Here is a 16,275-nt window from a genome sequence, read left to right as displayed (position 1 = left end):
AGTACCGCTGTAGCGGCCCGGTGGCGGTCGAGCGTGGGAGTGGGGCGGCGGCTGATAGCCGCCGCCCCACTGGAGCGCCTCAGGAGTCTAACCCCGTCGGCTCAGCTCGAGTGAATTACTCGGCCTTGGTGATGTTGTAGTACAGCGGCACGGAGTTCCAGCCGAACTGCACGTTCTGAACCTGGTCGCCCCATGCGCCGTTGACCGTGGAGTACCACAGCGGGATGGCGGGGAGATCCTTGAAGAGGATCACCTGAGCGTCCTGGAACTTCTTGTTGGCTGCTGCGGTGTCGGTCTCTGCGAGGCCTTCCTTCAGCAGCTTGTCGACGTCGGGGTTCGAGTAGTCGCCGTCGTTGGAGCCTGCACCGGTGCCGTAGATCGGTCCGAGGAAGTTGTACAGGGCCGGGTAGTCGGCCTGCCAACCGGTACGGAACGCGGTCTGGATGGTGCGGTTGGTGATCTGGTCGCGAACCTGCTTGAAGGTCGGGAACGGAGCGCCCGACGCGTCGATGCCGAGCACGTTCTTGATGTTGTTGGTCACCGCGTCGACCCAGCCCTGGTGGCCGCCGTCAGCGTTGTAGGCGATCTGGAAGGTGCCGCTCCACGGGGAGATGGCGTCTGCCTGAGCCCACAGCTTCTTGGCGTTGGACTCGTTGTACTTCAGCACGTCGGAACCCTTGAGGTCCTCCGAGTACCCGTCGATGACCGGCGACGTGAAGTCGTGGGCCGGGGTGCGGGTTCCCGAGAAGATCTTGTCGGTGATCTCGGAGCGGTTGATCGCCTCGGAGATCGCCTGACGACGCAGGTTGCCCTCTTCGCCGCCGAAGTGCGGGAGGCGAGCCGGGATGGTGAAGGACTGGAAGATGGCCGAGGCCTGGTTCACCGAGTGGTCGGGGAAGTCCTTCTGGTACGTGCCGAGCGCGCTCTCAGGGATCTGGTCGACCACGTCGAGGTTGCCGCCCTGGAGGTCGGCGTACGACGCATCCTGCGAGGCGTAGAAGATGATGTCCAGTCCGCCGTTCTTCGGCGTACGTCCACCCTTGTAGTCCTTGTTCTTGACCAGGGAGATCTTGACGTTGTGCTCCCAGGCGCCCTTCGAGGCCAGCTTGTAGGGGCCGTTGCCGATGGGGTTCTCGCCGAAGGCCTTGAGGTCCTTGAACGCGGCCTCGGGCAGCGGCATGAAGGCCGTGTAGCCCAGACGCAGCGGGAAGTCGGACTCGGGCTGCGACAGCTCGACGGTGAAGGTGGTCTTGTCGACGACCTTCAGGCCGGGCAGCTCTGCAACGTTCTCGTCGTAGCTGAAGCCCTTGATGCCCTCGAAGAAGTAGCTGTTGAGCTGAGCGTTGTCGAGCGCTGCGCCGTAGTTCCACGCCTTCACGAACGAGTCGGCCGTGACGGGCTCACCGTTGGTGAACTTCTCGCCGCTCTTGATCTTGATGGTGTAGTTCTGGGCGTCATCCGTCTTGATGGACTCGGCCATGTCATTGACCGGCTTGCCCTTGGCGTCGTAGTACACGAGGCCGGCGAAGATGCTGTCCGTGACCTTGCCGCCACCAGTCTCATTGGTGTTGGTGGGGATCAACGGGTTCTGGGGCTCAGAGCCGTTCGTGGTGATGATCGCCGACGAAGCGCTGGACGTGGCTTCGCCGCTTCCGCCTCCGGTGCTGCAACCGGAGAGCGCAAGCGCTCCTGCGGCCGCCAGAGCAATGGCGGCAACGCCAATTCTCCTGGTTCTCAATTTTCCTCCTGTGAGATGGGCACCGTCGGCTCGGGTTTGAGCGCGCACGAGCGCCGAATGAATCCAAACTAGGTAGGGGACGGCGATAATCCAAACGGAGTTCGCAAACGTTACACATCAGAAACCAATGGCTCCCTGAAACTGCGGCCCTTGTCCCCCGATCGCAAGATCCTTGCGCCAAAATGACCATCTGGATGGAAATCGCCCGTAAGAGCGCGAGAGATGAGGAGGACTCGGATGTCGGTTCCGGGTGACAGCGCGTACGTACCCCGACTGTCCCGAGCGCGCATCATCACCGAGGTGGTCATCGTGCTCGGCCTCTCGCTCGGAGCATCCGCCGTCTACTCGATCGTGTCCCTCATCGCGGACGCGACCAAGGGCACACCGCTCGCCGACCAGTCGACGCAGCTGAATCCCCCGCAGGCCGAGCGCGAATGGCTGGATTTCACCTACCAGTTCCTCGGCGTGGTTTTCGCGTTGTTCGCGGTCGCCCTCGTGCTCTACCTGCTCGCGCAGCCTCCCCTGAACCCCTTCCGCCGCATCGGCTTCGACCTGAGCCGGCCCGGACGCGACGTCCTCGCCGGTGTGGCGCTGGCGGCCGTGATCGGGGTTCCGGGGCTCGCGTTCTTCGCGGCGACCCGTTTGCTCGGCATCACGCTCAACGTGCAGGCGTCATCGGGCTTCCCCTACTGGTGGAGCGTCGCCATCCTGGTTCTCTCGGCCCTGCGCGCGGCGCTGACCGAGGAGATCATCGTCGTGGGCTACCTGTTCACGCGGCTGCGCGAGCTCGGCTGGCGGCCGTGGACCATCATCATCGCCAGCGCGCTGCTGCGCGGAAGCTACCACCTCTACCAGGGCTGGGGGCCGTTCGTCGGCAACGCCGTGATGGGGGTCGTCTTCGGCTGGTGCTACACGCGGTGGGGTCGGACGATGCCGCTCGTCATCGCGCACGCGATTCTCGACGTTGTCTCCTTCGTCGGGTATCCGCTCGCCGCAGCCTGGTGGCCGGGGCTGTTCGGCTGACACGGCTGCTGATGACGCGATTGCTGATGACGCGATTGCTGATGACATACACGCGTCGCGGCGCGGGCTCGTGTCGTCCGGCCGGCCGCTGCGGGGGTGCCGGGGTGCGGGTCGCGAAGGCGAGGTCGTCGTCGGAGGCGAGCGCCGCACGCCGCGACGGCGTACACACGATGATGACCTCGGGCATCCACGCGGCGATGCCGTAGGCGTAGTCGCTCATCGCCTGAGCCTGACGCAGGGCGGATGCGGTGCCGGGGTCGCGCCGCTGGATCGCCGATGCGCGAGCATCGAGGCTGAGGCGGTTGCCCACAGCGGCGAGCACGACGACGCCAGCGAGGAAGAGGAATTCGATGCTGTTCCAGAACAGGTCTGCGAGATTCATGGCACCCTCCGGCGGTGGTCGTGCAGGAGCAACCGTACGCCTGTCCCCGCCGCTGGTCGAGTAGGTGCGGAGCCGGCGTCGCTCAGGCCTCGAACGCCTCCGGGGGTGGGCAGGCGCACACGAGGTTGCGGTCGCCGTAGGCCTGGTCGATCCGTCGCACCGGTGCCCAGTACTTGTTGCGGATGAGCGTGTGCACGGGGTAGACAGCGAGTTCACGCGAGTACGGATGCACCCACTCCCCCTCGATGACCGACCGGGCCGTGTGCGGGGCGTTCCGCAGGGGGTTGTCATCCGCCGGCCATTCGCCGCGACCAACGGCATCCGCCTCACCCCTGATCTGGATCATCGCCTCGATGAACCGCTCGATCTCGGGAAGGTCCTCGCTCTCGGTCGGCTCGACCATGAGCGTTCCCGCGACGGGGAACGACATGGTCGGCGCGTGGAAGCCGTAGTCGATGAGGCGCTTGGCGACGTCGTCGACGCTCACCCCGGTCTCGACGGCGAGCGGGCGCAGGTCGAGGATGCACTCGTGCGCGACGAGGCCGTTCTCGCCCGTGTAGAGCACGGGATAGTGCTCGCGCAGCCGGGTGGCGACGTAGTTCGCGCTCAGCACCGCTGCCGCCGTGGCCTGCTTGAGACCCTCGGCGCCCATCATGCGCACGTAAGCCCACGAGATGGGCAGGATCGACGGGCTGCCGTACGGAGCGGCCGAGATCGGGCCGCCGTCGTGCGTGTACGCGCCGTGGTCGCGGCGCTGCGCCATCGGATGCCCCGGCAGGTAGGGAGCGAGGTGCGCCTTGGCCGCGACCGGGCCGACGCCGGGTCCGCCGCCACCGTGCGGGATGCAGAAGGTCTTGTGCAGGTTGAGGTGCGATACGTCGCCGCCGAAGTCTCCGAACCGGGCGAACCCGAGCAGCGCGTTGAGGTTGGCTCCGTCGACGTAGACCTGTCCGCCGGCATCGTGCACGGCCTGCGTGATGAGGGTCACGTCGTGCTCGTAGACACCGTGCGTGGACGGGTAGGTGATCATGAGCGCGGCGAGCGTCTCAGCGTTCGCCGCGATCTTGGCGCGCAGGTCGTCGAGGTCGACGTTGCCGAGCTCGTCGCACGCGACGACGACGACCTTCATGCCGGCGAGGACAGCGGATGCCGCGTTGGTGCCGTGGGCGCTCGACGGGATGAGGCACACCGTGCGCGCATCATCGCCGTTCGCCCGGTGATAGCCGCGGATGGCGAGCAACCCCGCTAGCTCGCCCTGGCTGCCGGCGTTGGGCTGCAGTGAGACCGAGTCGTAGCCGGTCACCTCGGCCAGCCAGCTCTCGAGCTGCTCGATGAGCGCGAGCGAGCCCACGACATCCGCCTCGGGGGTGAACGGGTGCAGGCCGGCGAAGGCGGGCCAGGTGACGGCCTCCATCTCGGTGGCCGCGTTGAGCTTCATCGTGCAGGAGCCCAGCGGGATCATGCCGCGGTCGAGCGCGTAGTCGCGGTCGGCGAGCTGCTTGAGGTAGCGCATCATCGCGGTCTCGGAGGTGTGCGCGTTGAACACCGGGTGGCCGAGGTAGGAGCTGGTGCGACGAAGGCCATCGGGCAGGGCCGGCGGCGTCACCGTGAGATCGACGGCGACGACGGATGAGGAGGGGATGTCGAACGCGCCCGCGACGGCGACGAGGTCGGTCGCCGTCGTGGTCTCGTCGACCGAGATGCCGATGGTCGCGTCATCGACGAGGTGCAGGTGATACCCGGCCTCCCGGGCCCGGTCGACGATGAGGGCGGCCGAACCGGGAACGCTCACGCGCAGGGTGTCGAAGAAGGCGTCGGAGGCGAGGACGAAGCCGTAGCCCGACAGCGTCTCGGCGAGCGCCTGCGCCTTGGCGGCGGTCTCGGTGGCGATGAAGCGGATGCCGTGCGGACCGTGGTAGACCGCGTACATCGAGGCCATCACCGCGAGCAGCACCTGAGCGGTGCAGATGTTGGAGGTGGCCTTCTCACGACGGATGTGCTGCTCGCGCGCCTGAAGGCTGAGCCGGTAGGCGGGGTGGCCGTCGGCATCCTGCGAGACGCCGACCAGTCGGCCGGGCAGCTGCCGTTCGAGGCCGGATCGCACGGCCATGTAGCCGGCGTGCGGTCCGCCGAAGCCCATGGGGACACCGAAGCGCTGGCTCGTGCCGACCGCGACATCCGCCCCGAGTTCACCGGGCGAGGTGATGAGGGCGAGGGCCAGCAGGTCGGCCGCGACGACCGCGAGCCCACCCTGCGCCTTCGATGCGGCGATGACGGCGGAGGGATCCCAGACCCGGCCGGAGGCGGACGGGTACTGGATGAACACTCCGAAGTGGTCGCCGAGATCGGCGAAGGCGTTCTCGCTCAACGTGGCGAGCGGCGCCTGCACGATCTCGATGCCGACGGCCTCCGCACGCGAGGTGAGCAGGGCGAGCGTCTGGGGAAAGGCATCCGTGTCGACGACGAACCGTGCCGAGCGGGACTTCGACGCGCGCCGGGCCAGCAGCATCCCCTCGACCACGGCGGTCGACTCGTCGAGCATCGAGGCGTTGGCGGTGTCCAGGCCGGTGAGGTCGGTGACCATGGTCTGGAAGTTGATGAGCGCCTCGAGGCGACCCTGCGAGATCTCGGGCTGGTAGGGCGTGTACGCCGTGTACCAACTCGGATTCTCGAGCACGTTGCGCTTGATGACCGCCGGGGTCTCGGTGCCGTAGTAGCCGAGGCCGATGAGCGGCGTGCGCACCGTGTTGGCGTCGGCGAGCGCGCGCAGTTCGGCGATCGCCTCGCGCTCGGTCGCCGCCGGGGGAATGACGGAGTCGAGGCGCTCGTCGACAGCGATGGAGGCCGGGATGGCGGCCGGCATCAGCGCCTCGAGGCTGTCGTAGCCGACTGCGGTGAGCATGGCGGACTGCGCGTCGGGTCCGACGCCGATGTGGCGACGGCCGAACGCGCCGGTCTCGAAGGTGGAAGAGGTCGATTCATCGCGTGCCATCGGGCGGATTCTGCCTTACTCTCCGCCGACCAGGGCGGAGTACTCGTCGAAGCTCATGAGGTCGTCTGGCAGGGCAGTGAAGCGCACCTTCACGAGCCAGCCGTCGCCGAACGGGTCGCTGTTGACCAGCTCGGGGCTCGAGACGACGGCCTCGTTGACCTCGGTGATGGTGCCGTCGATGGGCGCGAACAGCTCGCCGACCGACTTGGTGGACTCGATCTCGCCCACGACGGTGCCCCCGTCGACCTCGGCATCGACGGCGGGCAGGTCGACGAAGACCACGTCGCCGAGCTTGTCGGCCGCGTACGCGGTGATGCCGACGGTCGCGACGTCGCCGTCGACGAGCACCCACTCGTGCTCCGCGGTGTACTGCAGGGTGGTCTTGTCAGCCATGATGGCGTCCTCTCTCGGTCATTTCCGGCGCTTGTAGAAGGGAAGGGCGGTGACGGATGCCGCGACGCGGGTTCCGCGCACGTCGATGTAGAGCTCGGTGCCCGGCTCGGCGGAGTCCGGCGCGACGTAGGCCATCGCGATGGGGTGGCCGAGTGTGGGCGAGAGGGCGCCGCTGGTGATCTCGCCGACGGGCTCCCCGGCATCCGTCGTCGCGAACACGGCGTAACCGGCGCGACCGGCCCGACGACCCTCGGCGATGAGGCCCACGAGAACGCGCGCGCCCTCCTCGGGGCCGCGCTCGCTCGCCTCGCGTCCGACGAAGTCGCCCTCCTTTCCGAGGGCGACGACGCGTCCGAGTCCGGCCTGCGCCGGGAACGTGTCGGTGCCGAGCTCGTGGCCGTACAACGGCATGCCCGCCTCGAGGCGGAGCGTGTCGCGGCTGGCGAGGCCCGCCGGGACGAGGCGCGATCCGCCGGTCTCCCGCAGGGCCGACCACAGGGCCTCGGCCCGCTCGGGTGCGAGGTAGAGCTCGAAGCCGTCCTCGCCGGTGTAGCCGGTGCGCGCGATGAGCACGGGGCCGCCCTCGAACTCGGCCGGCAGGGAGCGGTAGTACTTGAGCCCGGCGACCGCCGAGACGAAGTCGTCGCCGTCCAGCCCGGGGCCCTGCACGCCGAACCCGGGGGTCTGCTGGAGGATCTCGAGCGCGTCCGGCCCCTGCACGGCGACGAGCGCGATGTCGTCGCTCTCGTCCTCGACCTCGGCGTCGAACGGCGAGGTGCGCTGGAGGAGTTCCTCGACCACGACCTCGCGGTTGGAGGCGTTGGCGACCACCATGAAGCGGTCGTCACCCGTCCGGTAGACCACCAGGTCGTCGATGACGCCGCCGTCACGGCCGAGCAGCAGGGTGTACTTGGCCTGGCCGTGCTCGATGGCCGACAGCCGGCCGGCGAGCGCGTAGTCGAGAGCCTCCGCCGCTTCGGGGCCGATGACCAGGATCTCGCCCATGTGCGAGAGGTCGAAGATGCCGGCGTGCGAGCGCACCGCGTGGTGCTCGGCGAGGTCGCTCGAGTAGCGGACGGGCATCTGCCATCCGGCGAAGTCGGTGAAGCTCGCGCCGGAATCGACGTGCGTCTGGTGCAGGGGGCTGAAGCGTTCAGTCACGAGTTCTCCGGGGTGCGCGAGCGGGCACGGCAAGCCGTGTGGGAACTCCCCCTCTGTCATAGGCCTGAGAGTTTCACGCTTCGCCAGAAGCGCTTTCACCGTCGGCGGGGTGCGAGCACCCACTTTTCAGAGTGGCCTCGTTCTTGCGGTGTAGTGACCTGAGAGATTGGCGGGGAGGCTTGCTCCGTCGGTGCCGGTGAACCGGCTCTCCCGCAAGGCGTCGATGGCCCGATGTGCGATTGTGCGGCCAGTCTACCGGGTGATCGGCCCTCAATTCCCACCGTCTGAAGGCTCGCCATCTGGCCGATCGCGCCATTCCGGGCTGCCTCAGCCCGATGCCTTAGATCGACGTTCGATTGCCTTCAGATGGCGGCAGTTGGGTTCTGGTCACAATGACTGTAAGCTGCCAGCAGATAGTTACAGTCAGTGTGACTCTTAGTGATCGGATGCCCATGGTTGCGACGGGAGAACGGATGCCGGGAGCCGGCGCCGCGCTCGCCGTGTCGACGGTGATCTTCGCCCTGCGGCCCGACGAGGACGGTCGCGCGACACTGTGGACGCCGCTCGTCCGGCGCATCCGCGAGCCGCAGCAGGACCTCTGGGCGTTGCCGGGCGGATGGCTGCCGCTCGACGAGGAACTCGTCTCGGCAGCCGCGCGCACCCTGGGCGAGACCACCGGGCTCGCGCCGACCTACCTCGAGCAGCTCTACACCTTCGGCGAACTCGGCCGCTCCCCCGGACGTCGCGTGGTGTCGGTGGTGTACTGGGCGCTCGTGCAGTCGGCCGAGGCGGAGCGAGCAGCCGTGGGTGAGAACGTGCGCTGGTTCGCCGCCGATGCCCTGCCCGCGCTGGCCTTCGACCACAACCGCATCGTCGACTACGCGCTCTGGCGGCTGCGCACCAAGGTCGAGTACTCCCGTATCGCCCACGCCTTCCTGGGCGATACCTTCACTCTCGCGGAGCTGCGCGAGGTGCACGAGGCCGTGCTGCAGCGGTCCCTCGACCCGGCCAACTTCCGGCGCACCATCGAGTCGTCCGGCAACGTGGTCGCCACCGGAGAGGTGCTCTCGGGCAGCCCGCACCGTCCCCCGCGCCTCTATCGCTACGACTCATCCATCGATCTCGCCGACCGCGGGCCGCTCGGCCCGGAATCGGTCGCGGCGGCATCCGTCCCCACCCGAACAGGAGCACGACCATGAGCATCACCGACGTGAGGATTCCGGCGATCGACCCCTCGGTCGACCGCACCATCCAGCTCGTGACGGCCGGCGCCGGCGCGGGCAGCACGTGCACCCCCGAGCTCGCCGCCGGTCCGTGGAACTTCGATGGCGCCCCCGGCTACGGCCCCGGATCATCGATGGGCGACGTGATTCCCGTCGGATCGCCGCGCCAGGGCGAGTTGCCGCGCGCATACCGCGATGCCACCGCCGAGGAACTGGACGAGCGCATCCGTACCGCGAAGGCGACCCTCGGCGATCGCGTCGTCATCCTCGGTCACTTCTACCAGCGCGAAGAGGTCGTGCGGCACGCGGATTTCGTCGGCGACTCGTTCCAGCTCGCGGGCGCCGCCACGTCTCGCCCCGACGCGGAGGCCATCGTCTTCTGCGGCGTGCACTTCATGGCCGAGACGGCCGACCTGCTCTCCACGAACGAGCAGGCCGTCATCCTGCCCAACCTCGCTGCCGGATGCTCGATGGCCGACATGGCCGACATCGACTCCGTGCAGGAGTGCTGGGAGCAACTCGAGGAGCTCTACGGCACGGCGCCGGATGCCGACGGTCGCGTTCCCGTGATCCCCGTCACCTACATGAACTCCTCGGCCGCGCTCAAGGGCTTCTGCGGCGAGCACGGCGGCATCGTGTGCACCTCCTCGAATGCCGAGACGGTGCTGGAGTGGGCGTTCGAACGCGGTCAGCGCGTGCTGTTCTTCCCCGACCAGCACCTCGGCCGCAACACCGCCAAGGCGATGGGCGTGCCGCTGGATCGCATGCCGATGTGGAACCCGCGACGGCCTCTCGGCGGCAGCAGCTCGGACGATCTCACGGACGCGCAGGTGATCCTCTGGCACGGGTTCTGCAGCGTGCACCGGCGCTTCACGGTGGAGCAGATCGATCGAGCCCGCGCGGAGCACCCCGGTGTCCGCGTGATCGTGCATCCCGAGTGCCCGATGGAGGTCGTCGACGCGGCGGACGAATACGGCTCGACCGACTACATCACCAAGGCGATCGCCGCCGCGCCGGCCGGGACGACCTTCGCAATCGGCACCGAGGTCAACCTCGTGCAGCGCCTCGCCGCCCAGTACCCCCAGCACACCGTCTTCTGCCTCGACCCGGTGATCTGCCCGTGCTCGACGATGTACCGCATCCACCCGGGCTACCTCGCCTGGGTGCTCGAGCGACTCGTAGCCGGCGAGGTCGTCAACCAGATCTCGGTGGGCGCGGATGTCGCAGACCCCGCCCGTGTCGCGCTCGAGCGCATGCTCGCCGCCGTGCCTCCCGTCGCCCCGCGCGGCGCGCATCCGGAAGCCTGAACGTGCACGTCATCGTCGTCGGGAGCGGCCTCGCGGGCCTGTTCGCCGCCGTACGCGCGGTGGATGCCGGCCACGAGGTGACGCTCGTGACGAAGGGCGCGCTCGCCGAGAGCAACACCGAACACGCCCAGGGCGGCATCGCGGCGGCCCTGTTCCCCGACGACTCAGCGGAGAGGCACGAGGCCGACACTCTCGCAGCCGGTGCCGGACTCTGCGACCCGGATGCCGTGCGCGTGCTGGTGGAGGAAGGTCCCGCGCGGGTGCGCGACCTCATCCGCTACGGCGTCGCGTTCGATCGCGACCGTTCGGGGCTCGCACGCGGGCTCGAGGCCGCCCACTCGCGTTCGCGGGTCGTGCACGCTGGCGGGGATGCGACGGGCGCAGCGATCGAGCGCGCGATGATCGCAACGTTGCGTCACCGAGCCGTCCGCATCCTGGAGCACACCACGCTCGTCGACCTGGTGCTGGATGCCGGCACGGTCGTAGGCGTCGACCTCCTGCCGCCGCCATCCGTCGAGAACGCAGTTCGTGCGGGTGCAACCGGGCCCGCACCCGCAGAAGTTGCGTTCTCGAGGCTGAGAGTGCTGGGGGATGTTGTAGTGCTCGCGACGGGAGGGGCGGGGCAGCTGTACGCGCACACCACCAATCCCGATGTCGCCACGGGCGATGGGGTCGCTGCGGCGTGGCGGGCCGACGCCGAGCTCGCGGATCTCGAGTTCGTCCAGTTCCATCCGACGGCGCTCGCGATCGCCGGAACCCCGCTGGTGTCCGAGGCCGTTCGCGGTGAGGGGGCCGTGCTGCGCAACGCCCGCGGCGAGCGCTTCATGCTCGACGTGCATCCGCTCGCGGAGCTCGCTCCCCGCGATGTCGTCGCGCGCGCGATCGCCGTCGAGATGGCGGTGCAAGGCGGCGCCCCGGTGTTGCTCGATGCGACGTCGATCGGACGCGCAGAGCTTCATCGCCGCTTCCCCACCATCACGGCGGCATGCGCGGCGGCCGGCTACGACTGGGCGACCGCCGCCGTGCCCGTCTCCCCCGCCGCGCACTACTGGATGGGCGGCATCGCCACCGACGCCTGGGGCCGCACCTCCCTGCCGGGGCTGTACGCCGCGGGCGAGTGCGCCTGCACGGGCGTGCACGGTGCCAATCGACTGGCATCCAACTCGCTGCTCGAGGCGGCCGTGTTCGCCGATCGCGTCGTGCAGGACCTCGCCGTCGGCGCGCGACCGGTTGGCGGCCGCCCCGCCGGCGCGCGCCCCTTCGGCGGATCGACGACACGCCGCGCCGAAACAGCCGCCCATCCTGTCGGCGTGTCGTCCACCGCGTCCGCCGACTCGTCCGTATGGGTGACAGCGGCCTCGATCCCACCGTCGACAGCGATCTCGCCCGCACCATCGACGGCGCTCTCGTCAGCACAGCCGACTGCGCTCACGTCGGCGCAGCTCCGACAGCGGATCCAGCGCATCATGTGGCGGGACGCGGGAGTGCTGCGATCGGGCGACGGACTCCGCGCGGCCCGCCACGAACTAGCCACTCTTTCGCGGCCCGACACCTCCAGCCCGTCCGCCACACGGCTCGACATCGAGGATGCCAACCTCCTCGACCTCGCCCGTCTCGTCGTGGATGCGGCGCTCGCCCGCGAGGAGTCTCGCGGCGCGCACTACCGGTCCGACTTCCCGACGACGGATGACGCCCTCGCCACCCGCACGCCGTTCCGAGAGGATGCCCTCGCATGCTGACCACCCCCGCCCTCGATCGTGTCGTCGCGGCCGCCCTCGAGGAAGACGCCCCGTGGGGTGACATCACCTCGTCGACCCTCATCCCGGCGGATGCCCGCGCACTCGCCGTGCTCCGTGCCCGGGAGCCCGGCGTGTTCAGCGGAGCGAGGGCGTTCGCCGCAGCCTTCCGGCTGACCGACCCCGACATCGAGGTGCGGCTGCTGGTTGCGGACGGTGATCGATTCGACGCCGGTGCCGAACTCGCGACGGTCGCAGGGTTGGCACGCGGCATCCTGCAGGCCGAGCGGATCGGCCTCAACTTCGTACAGCGGCTCTCGGGCATCGCCACCCTCACGGCTCGATACGTCACCGAGACCACGGGCACCCGCGCCCGCATCGTCGACACCCGCAAGACCACCCCGGGCCTGCGCGCGCTCGAGCGCCAGGCCGTGCGCGACGGAGGCGGGCACAACCACCGGCATTCCCTCTCCGACACCGTGATGGCCAAGGACAACCACCTCGCGGTGCTGACCGCGGGCGGCCTCTCGGTGACGGATGCCCTGCTCGCCGTGCGTGCGCGACTCTCGCACACGACCCACCTCGAGGTGGAGGTCGACCGGATCGACCAAATCGAGCCCGTGCTCGCCGCCGGGGTCGACACCGTCATGCTCGACAATTTCTCGGCAGATGACCTCCGGGCCGGTGTCGCGCTCATCGCGGGCCGCGCGATCGTCGAGGCGAGCGGCGGGGTCAACCTCGACACCGTTCGGCGGATCGCCGAATCGGGCGTCGACGTCATCTCGGTCGGGGCGCTGACCCACTCGGCACCGTCGCTCGACCTCGGTCTCGACGTGGTGATCGAGGCGCCGTGATCTACCTCGACAACGCTGCGACCACCCCCGTCCGCCGGGAGGCCATCGAGGCGATGTGGCCGTACCTGACCGGCGAGTTCGGCAACCCCTCGAGCCACCACACCGTCGGGGAGGCGGCAGCACGCGGTCTCGCCGCGGCTCGCGCATCCGTCGCCGCCGTCGTCGGAGCCCGCCCGGGCGACATCGTGTTCACCTCGGGAGGAACCGAGGCCGACAACCTCGCCGTCAAGGGCATCAGCCTCGCGACTCCGCGGGGACGCCACATCGTGACGAGCCCCATCGAGCACGAGGCCGTGCGCGAGTCGATCGACCACCTCCTTCGCCTGCACGGATTCACCGTCGACGAACTACCCGTCGACGTCGGGGGGCGCGTCAGCCCGGCCGACCTCGCAACCGTCATCCGTCCCGATACGTCGCTCGTCAGCATCCAGTACGCCAACAACGAGGTGGGAACGGTGCAACCGATCGCCGAACTCGCGGCGATCGCTCGCGCCGCCGGCGCGCCTTTCCACACCGACGCTGTGCAGGCTGCCGGCTGGTTGCCGTTGCACATCGACATGCTCGGCGTGGACGCACTCTCGCTCGCGGGCCACAAGGTCGGCGCACCGAAGGGCATCGGCGCGCTCGTCGTTCGAGGCCGCGTTCCTCTGGAGCCGCTGCTCAACGGCGGTGGCCAGGAGCGCGCTCGGCGTAGTGGAACCGAGAACGTCGCCGGCGCGGTCGCGTTCGCCACCGCGCTCACCCTGGCGGAGAGCGAACGGATGGCGACCGCCGCCCGGGTCCGCGTCCTTCGCGATCGCTTCGTGGCGGCGGTGCTCGACACGGCGCCGACCGCCCGCCTCACCGGTGATGCCGATCATCGTCTGCCGGGCACCGCATCGTTCGTCTTCCCAGGGACGAGTGGAGAGGCGGTCCTCCTCGAGTTGGAGCGGCGCGGGCTGATCTGCTCGAGCGGATCGGCCTGTGCTGCGGGGAGCGACGAAGCATCGCCCGTCCTGTTGGCGCTCGGCCTCTCGGCGGAGGTGGCGCAGACGGCGGTGCGCTTCAGCTTCGGCGGCGCGGCTACCGAGGACGACCTGAAGGCGGCTGCCGTCGCTGTCGGGGCGGCGGTGCTCGCCGTCGCAGGGATCTCCGGCTGACCGAGCGAGCCAAGCCGGAGGCTGTCGCCACAGCGTCGACGAACACCCATCCGTGCGCGCGATTCTGCCGACGGCGAACCTGCAGGCCTGACCGCGCTCGCCGCTCGACCGTGTCGGTGGATCGCGCTAACTTCGAACGAGCAGCACAACGCGGAATACCCCTCCGCGCACGGCGGTTCCTTTCGACAGGGGCCGACCACCACCGCCCCACCAACAGCCCTCGACGACGAGTCCCCTCGTTCCGCGCCCGAAGCTAGGACATCCTGTGACGGAGAAGACCACTGACGACCTCGGCGTACCCCAGACGGGTTCCGTCGGCGCCACCGACGGCGCAGCGGCAGACGAACGGGCGGTAGACGACAGGGCGGTAGACGACCAGGCCGCCGCGTACGCCCGCGACCGCGGAGTGCTCTGGGTCCTCTTGGTCGCAACCTTCGTCGTCATCCTCAACGAGACCATCATGAGCGTCGCCATCAAGACGTTGCAGGTCGATCTCGGCATCGACGCCCGTGCCGCACAATGGCTCTCGACCGGCTTCATGCTGACGATGGCCGTCATCATCCCCATCACCGGGTTCCTGCTTCAGCGCTTCACCACCCGTGCCATGTTCATCACGGCGATGTCGCTGTTCTCGCTGGGCACGCTCACCGCGGCATTGGCTCCGGGGTTCGAGGTGCTGCTCGCCGCCCGCATCATCCAGGCGTCGGGTACCGCCATCATGTTCCCGCTGCTCATCACGACGCTGATGACCGTGGTGCCGCCCAATCAGCGCGGGCGGACGATGGGCAACGTCTCCATCGTCATCTCGGTGGCTCCGGCGATCGGCCCGATCATCTCCGGCATCGTGCTCTCGGCACTCTCGTGGCGCTGGATGTTCTGGATCGTCCTTCCGATCGCCCTCACCATGCTCATCGTCGGCGCTCGGCGCCTTCAGAACGTGGGCGAGACCCGGCGGGCTCCCATCGACGTCTTCTCAGTCATCCTGTCGGCATTCGGCTTCGGCGGGCTGGTATACGGACTCAGCCGGATCGGCGAGACACCGGGACGCGGTGAGGACGCTGCGGTCGCGGCCATGCCGATGTGGATCGCGCTGGGAGTCGGCGCACTGGGGCTCATCGCCTTCATCACCCGGCAGTTGCTGCTTCAGCGCAAGGACCGCGCCCTGCTCGACCTGCGCGTCTTCCTCTCGGGCAACTTCTCGGTGACGATCGGCTTGATGGCGGTCAGCATGATGGCCCTCTTCGGCACGATCATCGTGCTGCCCATCTACATGCAGCAGGTGCTCGGCCTGCCTACCTGGCAGATCGGCCTGATCCTGCTGCCCGGCGGCCTGATCATGGGGCTGCTGGCGCCTCTCGTCGGGCGACTCTACGACCGGGTCGGCCCACGAGTTCTCCTCGTGCCCGGCTCCGCGATCGTCAGCGGCGTGCTGTGGGCGCTCACCACGGTCACCGAGACGACGTCGCCGTGGTTCGTCCTGGCGATGCACGTGACTTTGAGCATCGGACTGGCATTCCTGTTCACCCCGTTGTTCACGGCCGGGCTCGGCTCCGTGAAGCCCAACCTCTACTCCCACGGCAGCGCCGTGATCGGCACGGTACAGCAGGTGGCAGGAGCCGCGGGCACCGCGCTGTTCATCACGTTGATGGCGTCCCAGACCGCTCAGCTCGCGGCCGGTGGTGCGGCGGCCGACGTCGCGGCTGCCGGAGGGGTCCGCATGGCCTTCCTCGTGGGGGCGTGCATCTCGGTGCTTGGTGTCGCCGCAGCGTTCTTCGTGCAGCGACCGGCGGACGCGCCGGAAGGAGCCGATGCGCCCGAGGGTGCGGCCGCCCACTAACGCAGGGTCAGCCCCAGTTGATCTCAGCCGGCGTGTCGGGGATGTGCACCATCGGCCGCCGGGCGACGACCACGGGAGCTCCCCAGCCGTCGTAGTGGCCGCCGTTGGCCTCGACGATCGCGTCGACCTCGCGGACGAACGCTCGCGCGCTCTCCTCGTCCACGGCGTCGGAGCGCACCGCCATCAGCGAACTCCGATCAGCCGAGAAGTAGGTCGAACCGGCGAAACCCGCCTTCTCCAACTGCTCGACGGCACGCTGTGCCGCATCCGCCGTCGGGAAGTAGGCGAAGTGTTCCACGTCGCGCGGCCGCGCCACGTCGTCGCCGAGCATGCGGCGGTTGTCGATCTGAGCTCGGTCGACCGCGAATTGGGCAGCGAGTCGTCGAGTGCGTTCGTCGGGCATTTCGGGTTCCCTTCGGTGACACCTGTTCGGGTGTCACACTAGGGCATCCGGATATCGCTCCGCTGCATTTGTGCACAGGGTTGCCGC

The 16,275-nt window shown here is 68.8% G+C and carries 13 protein-coding genes and 1 riboswitch; of the genes, 7 read left to right on the top strand and 6 right to left on the bottom strand.

Annotation, left to right across the window (positions count from 1 at the left end; translation table 11 throughout):
* Positions 1 to 115: 115 nt before the first annotated feature.
* A complete protein-coding gene (locus E6C70_RS01555; RefSeq protein WP_136421574.1) occupies positions 116 to 1,738 on the bottom strand; it encodes a peptide ABC transporter substrate-binding protein in 1,623 nt (540 codons plus the stop codon).
* A gap of 237 nt (positions 1,739 to 1,975) precedes the next feature.
* On the opposite strand from E6C70_RS01555, the gene E6C70_RS01550 reads away from it, so the two are divergent.
* Complete coding sequence (locus E6C70_RS01550; RefSeq protein WP_136421572.1) at positions 1,976 to 2,761, top strand: CPBP family intramembrane glutamic endopeptidase; 786 nt, start codon at positions 1,976 to 1,978, stop codon at positions 2,759 to 2,761.
* On the opposite strand, the gene E6C70_RS01545 is transcribed toward E6C70_RS01550, so the two are convergent.
* The 4 genes from E6C70_RS01545 to gcvT form a co-directional block, all read right to left on the bottom strand.
* Positions 2,679 to 3,143 (bottom strand): hypothetical protein, encoded by a 465-nt coding sequence (locus E6C70_RS01545; RefSeq protein ID WP_136421570.1) that lies wholly within the window; start codon positions 3,141 to 3,143, stop codon positions 2,679 to 2,681. The two genes, E6C70_RS01550 and E6C70_RS01545, sit on opposite strands and share 83 nt — an antisense overlap.
* 82 nt (positions 3,144 to 3,225) lie before the next feature.
* Positions 3,226 to 6,135 carry an aminomethyl-transferring glycine dehydrogenase gene (gene gcvP / locus E6C70_RS01540; RefSeq protein ID WP_136421569.1) on the bottom strand — a complete coding sequence of 970 codons (2,910 nt, stop codon included), beginning with the start codon at positions 6,133 to 6,135 and terminating at the stop codon, positions 3,226 to 3,228.
* Positions 6,136 to 6,150: 15 nt separating this feature from the next.
* Complete coding sequence (gene gcvH / locus E6C70_RS01535; RefSeq protein ID WP_136421567.1) at positions 6,151 to 6,528, bottom strand: glycine cleavage system protein GcvH; 378 nt, start codon at positions 6,526 to 6,528, stop codon at positions 6,151 to 6,153.
* A gap of 18 nt (positions 6,529 to 6,546) precedes the next feature.
* The gene (gcvT, locus tag E6C70_RS01530; protein WP_235833222.1) at positions 6,547 to 7,689 is read right to left on the bottom strand and encodes a glycine cleavage system aminomethyltransferase GcvT; all 1,143 of its coding nucleotides are present in this window, start codon (positions 7,687 to 7,689) and stop codon (positions 6,547 to 6,549) included.
* Positions 7,690 to 7,825: 136 nt separating this feature from the next.
* A riboswitch (glycine riboswitch) is annotated at positions 7,826 to 7,912 on the bottom strand.
* A gap of 229 nt (positions 7,913 to 8,141) precedes the next feature.
* Between gcvT and E6C70_RS01525 the strand changes: the two genes are divergently transcribed.
* The 6 genes from E6C70_RS01525 to E6C70_RS01500 all read left to right on the top strand — a co-directional run bounded on the left by E6C70_RS01525 (position 8,142) and on the right by E6C70_RS01500 (position 15,785).
* Positions 8,142 to 8,888, top strand: coding sequence for an NUDIX hydrolase (locus E6C70_RS01525; RefSeq protein WP_136421563.1), 747 nt, complete (start codon positions 8,142 to 8,144; stop codon positions 8,886 to 8,888).
* Positions 8,885 to 10,219: a quinolinate synthase NadA gene (gene nadA / locus E6C70_RS01520; protein WP_136421562.1), complete on the top strand. Its 1,335-nt coding sequence runs from the start codon at positions 8,885 to 8,887 to the stop codon at positions 10,217 to 10,219. Before E6C70_RS01525 ends, nadA begins: the two co-directional genes overlap by 4 nt.
* Before the next feature lie 2 nt (positions 10,220 to 10,221).
* Positions 10,222 to 11,958, top strand: coding sequence for an L-aspartate oxidase (locus tag E6C70_RS01515; RefSeq protein ID WP_136421559.1), 1,737 nt, complete (start codon positions 10,222 to 10,224; stop codon positions 11,956 to 11,958).
* Positions 11,952 to 12,809, top strand: coding sequence for a carboxylating nicotinate-nucleotide diphosphorylase (gene nadC, locus E6C70_RS01510; RefSeq protein ID WP_136421558.1), 858 nt, complete (start codon positions 11,952 to 11,954; stop codon positions 12,807 to 12,809). The genes E6C70_RS01515 and nadC overlap by 7 nt, the downstream gene beginning before the upstream one ends.
* Complete coding sequence (locus tag E6C70_RS01505) at positions 12,806 to 13,948, top strand: cysteine desulfurase family protein (protein WP_136421556.1); 1,143 nt, start codon at positions 12,806 to 12,808, stop codon at positions 13,946 to 13,948. The genes nadC and E6C70_RS01505 overlap by 4 nt, the downstream gene beginning before the upstream one ends.
* 265 nt (positions 13,949 to 14,213) lie before the next feature.
* Positions 14,214 to 15,785: a DHA2 family efflux MFS transporter permease subunit gene (locus tag E6C70_RS01500; protein ID WP_136421554.1), complete on the top strand. Its 1,572-nt coding sequence runs from the start codon at positions 14,214 to 14,216 to the stop codon at positions 15,783 to 15,785.
* Positions 15,786 to 15,792: 7 nt separating this feature from the next.
* Here E6C70_RS01500 and E6C70_RS01495 read toward each other — a convergent pair whose 3' ends face one another.
* Positions 15,793 to 16,188 carry a ribonuclease E inhibitor RraB gene (locus E6C70_RS01495; RefSeq protein ID WP_136421552.1) on the bottom strand — a complete coding sequence of 132 codons (396 nt, stop codon included), beginning with the start codon at positions 16,186 to 16,188 and terminating at the stop codon, positions 15,793 to 15,795.
* Between the last annotated feature and the right edge of the window lie 87 nt (positions 16,189 to 16,275).

The organism is Orlajensenia flava, assembly GCF_004801905.1.
GTDB lineage: Bacteria > Actinomycetota > Actinomycetes > Actinomycetales > Microbacteriaceae > Orlajensenia > Orlajensenia flava.
The sequence above is the reverse complement of the archived record's forward strand: the minus strand, read 5'-3'. Positions and strand labels throughout refer to the sequence as shown.

What these genes read in the sequence shown, in the direction of transcription:
- E6C70_RS01550 (WP_136421572.1), top strand. Translation starts at nt 1,976, where the DNA reads ATGTCGGTTCCGGGTGACAGCGCGTACGTACCCCGACTGTCCCGAGCG.
- E6C70_RS01545 (WP_136421570.1), bottom strand. Translation starts at nt 3,143, where the DNA reads ATGAATCTCGCAGACCTGTTCTGGAACAGCATCGAATTCCTCTTCCTC.
- gcvP (WP_136421569.1), bottom strand. Translation starts at nt 6,135, where the DNA reads ATGGCACGCGATGAATCGACCTCTTCCACCTTCGAGACCGGCGCGTTC.
- gcvH (WP_136421567.1), bottom strand. Translation starts at nt 6,528, where the DNA reads ATGGCTGACAAGACCACCCTGCAGTACACCGCGGAGCACGAGTGGGTG.
- E6C70_RS01525 (WP_136421563.1), top strand. Translation starts at nt 8,142, where the DNA reads ATGGTTGCGACGGGAGAACGGATGCCGGGAGCCGGCGCCGCGCTCGCC.
- nadA (WP_136421562.1), top strand. Translation starts at nt 8,885, where the DNA reads ATGAGCATCACCGACGTGAGGATTCCGGCGATCGACCCCTCGGTCGAC.
- nadC (WP_136421558.1), top strand. Translation starts at nt 11,952, where the DNA reads ATGCTGACCACCCCCGCCCTCGATCGTGTCGTCGCGGCCGCCCTCGAG.
- E6C70_RS01495 (WP_136421552.1), bottom strand. Translation starts at nt 16,188, where the DNA reads ATGCCCGACGAACGCACTCGACGACTCGCTGCCCAATTCGCGGTCGAC.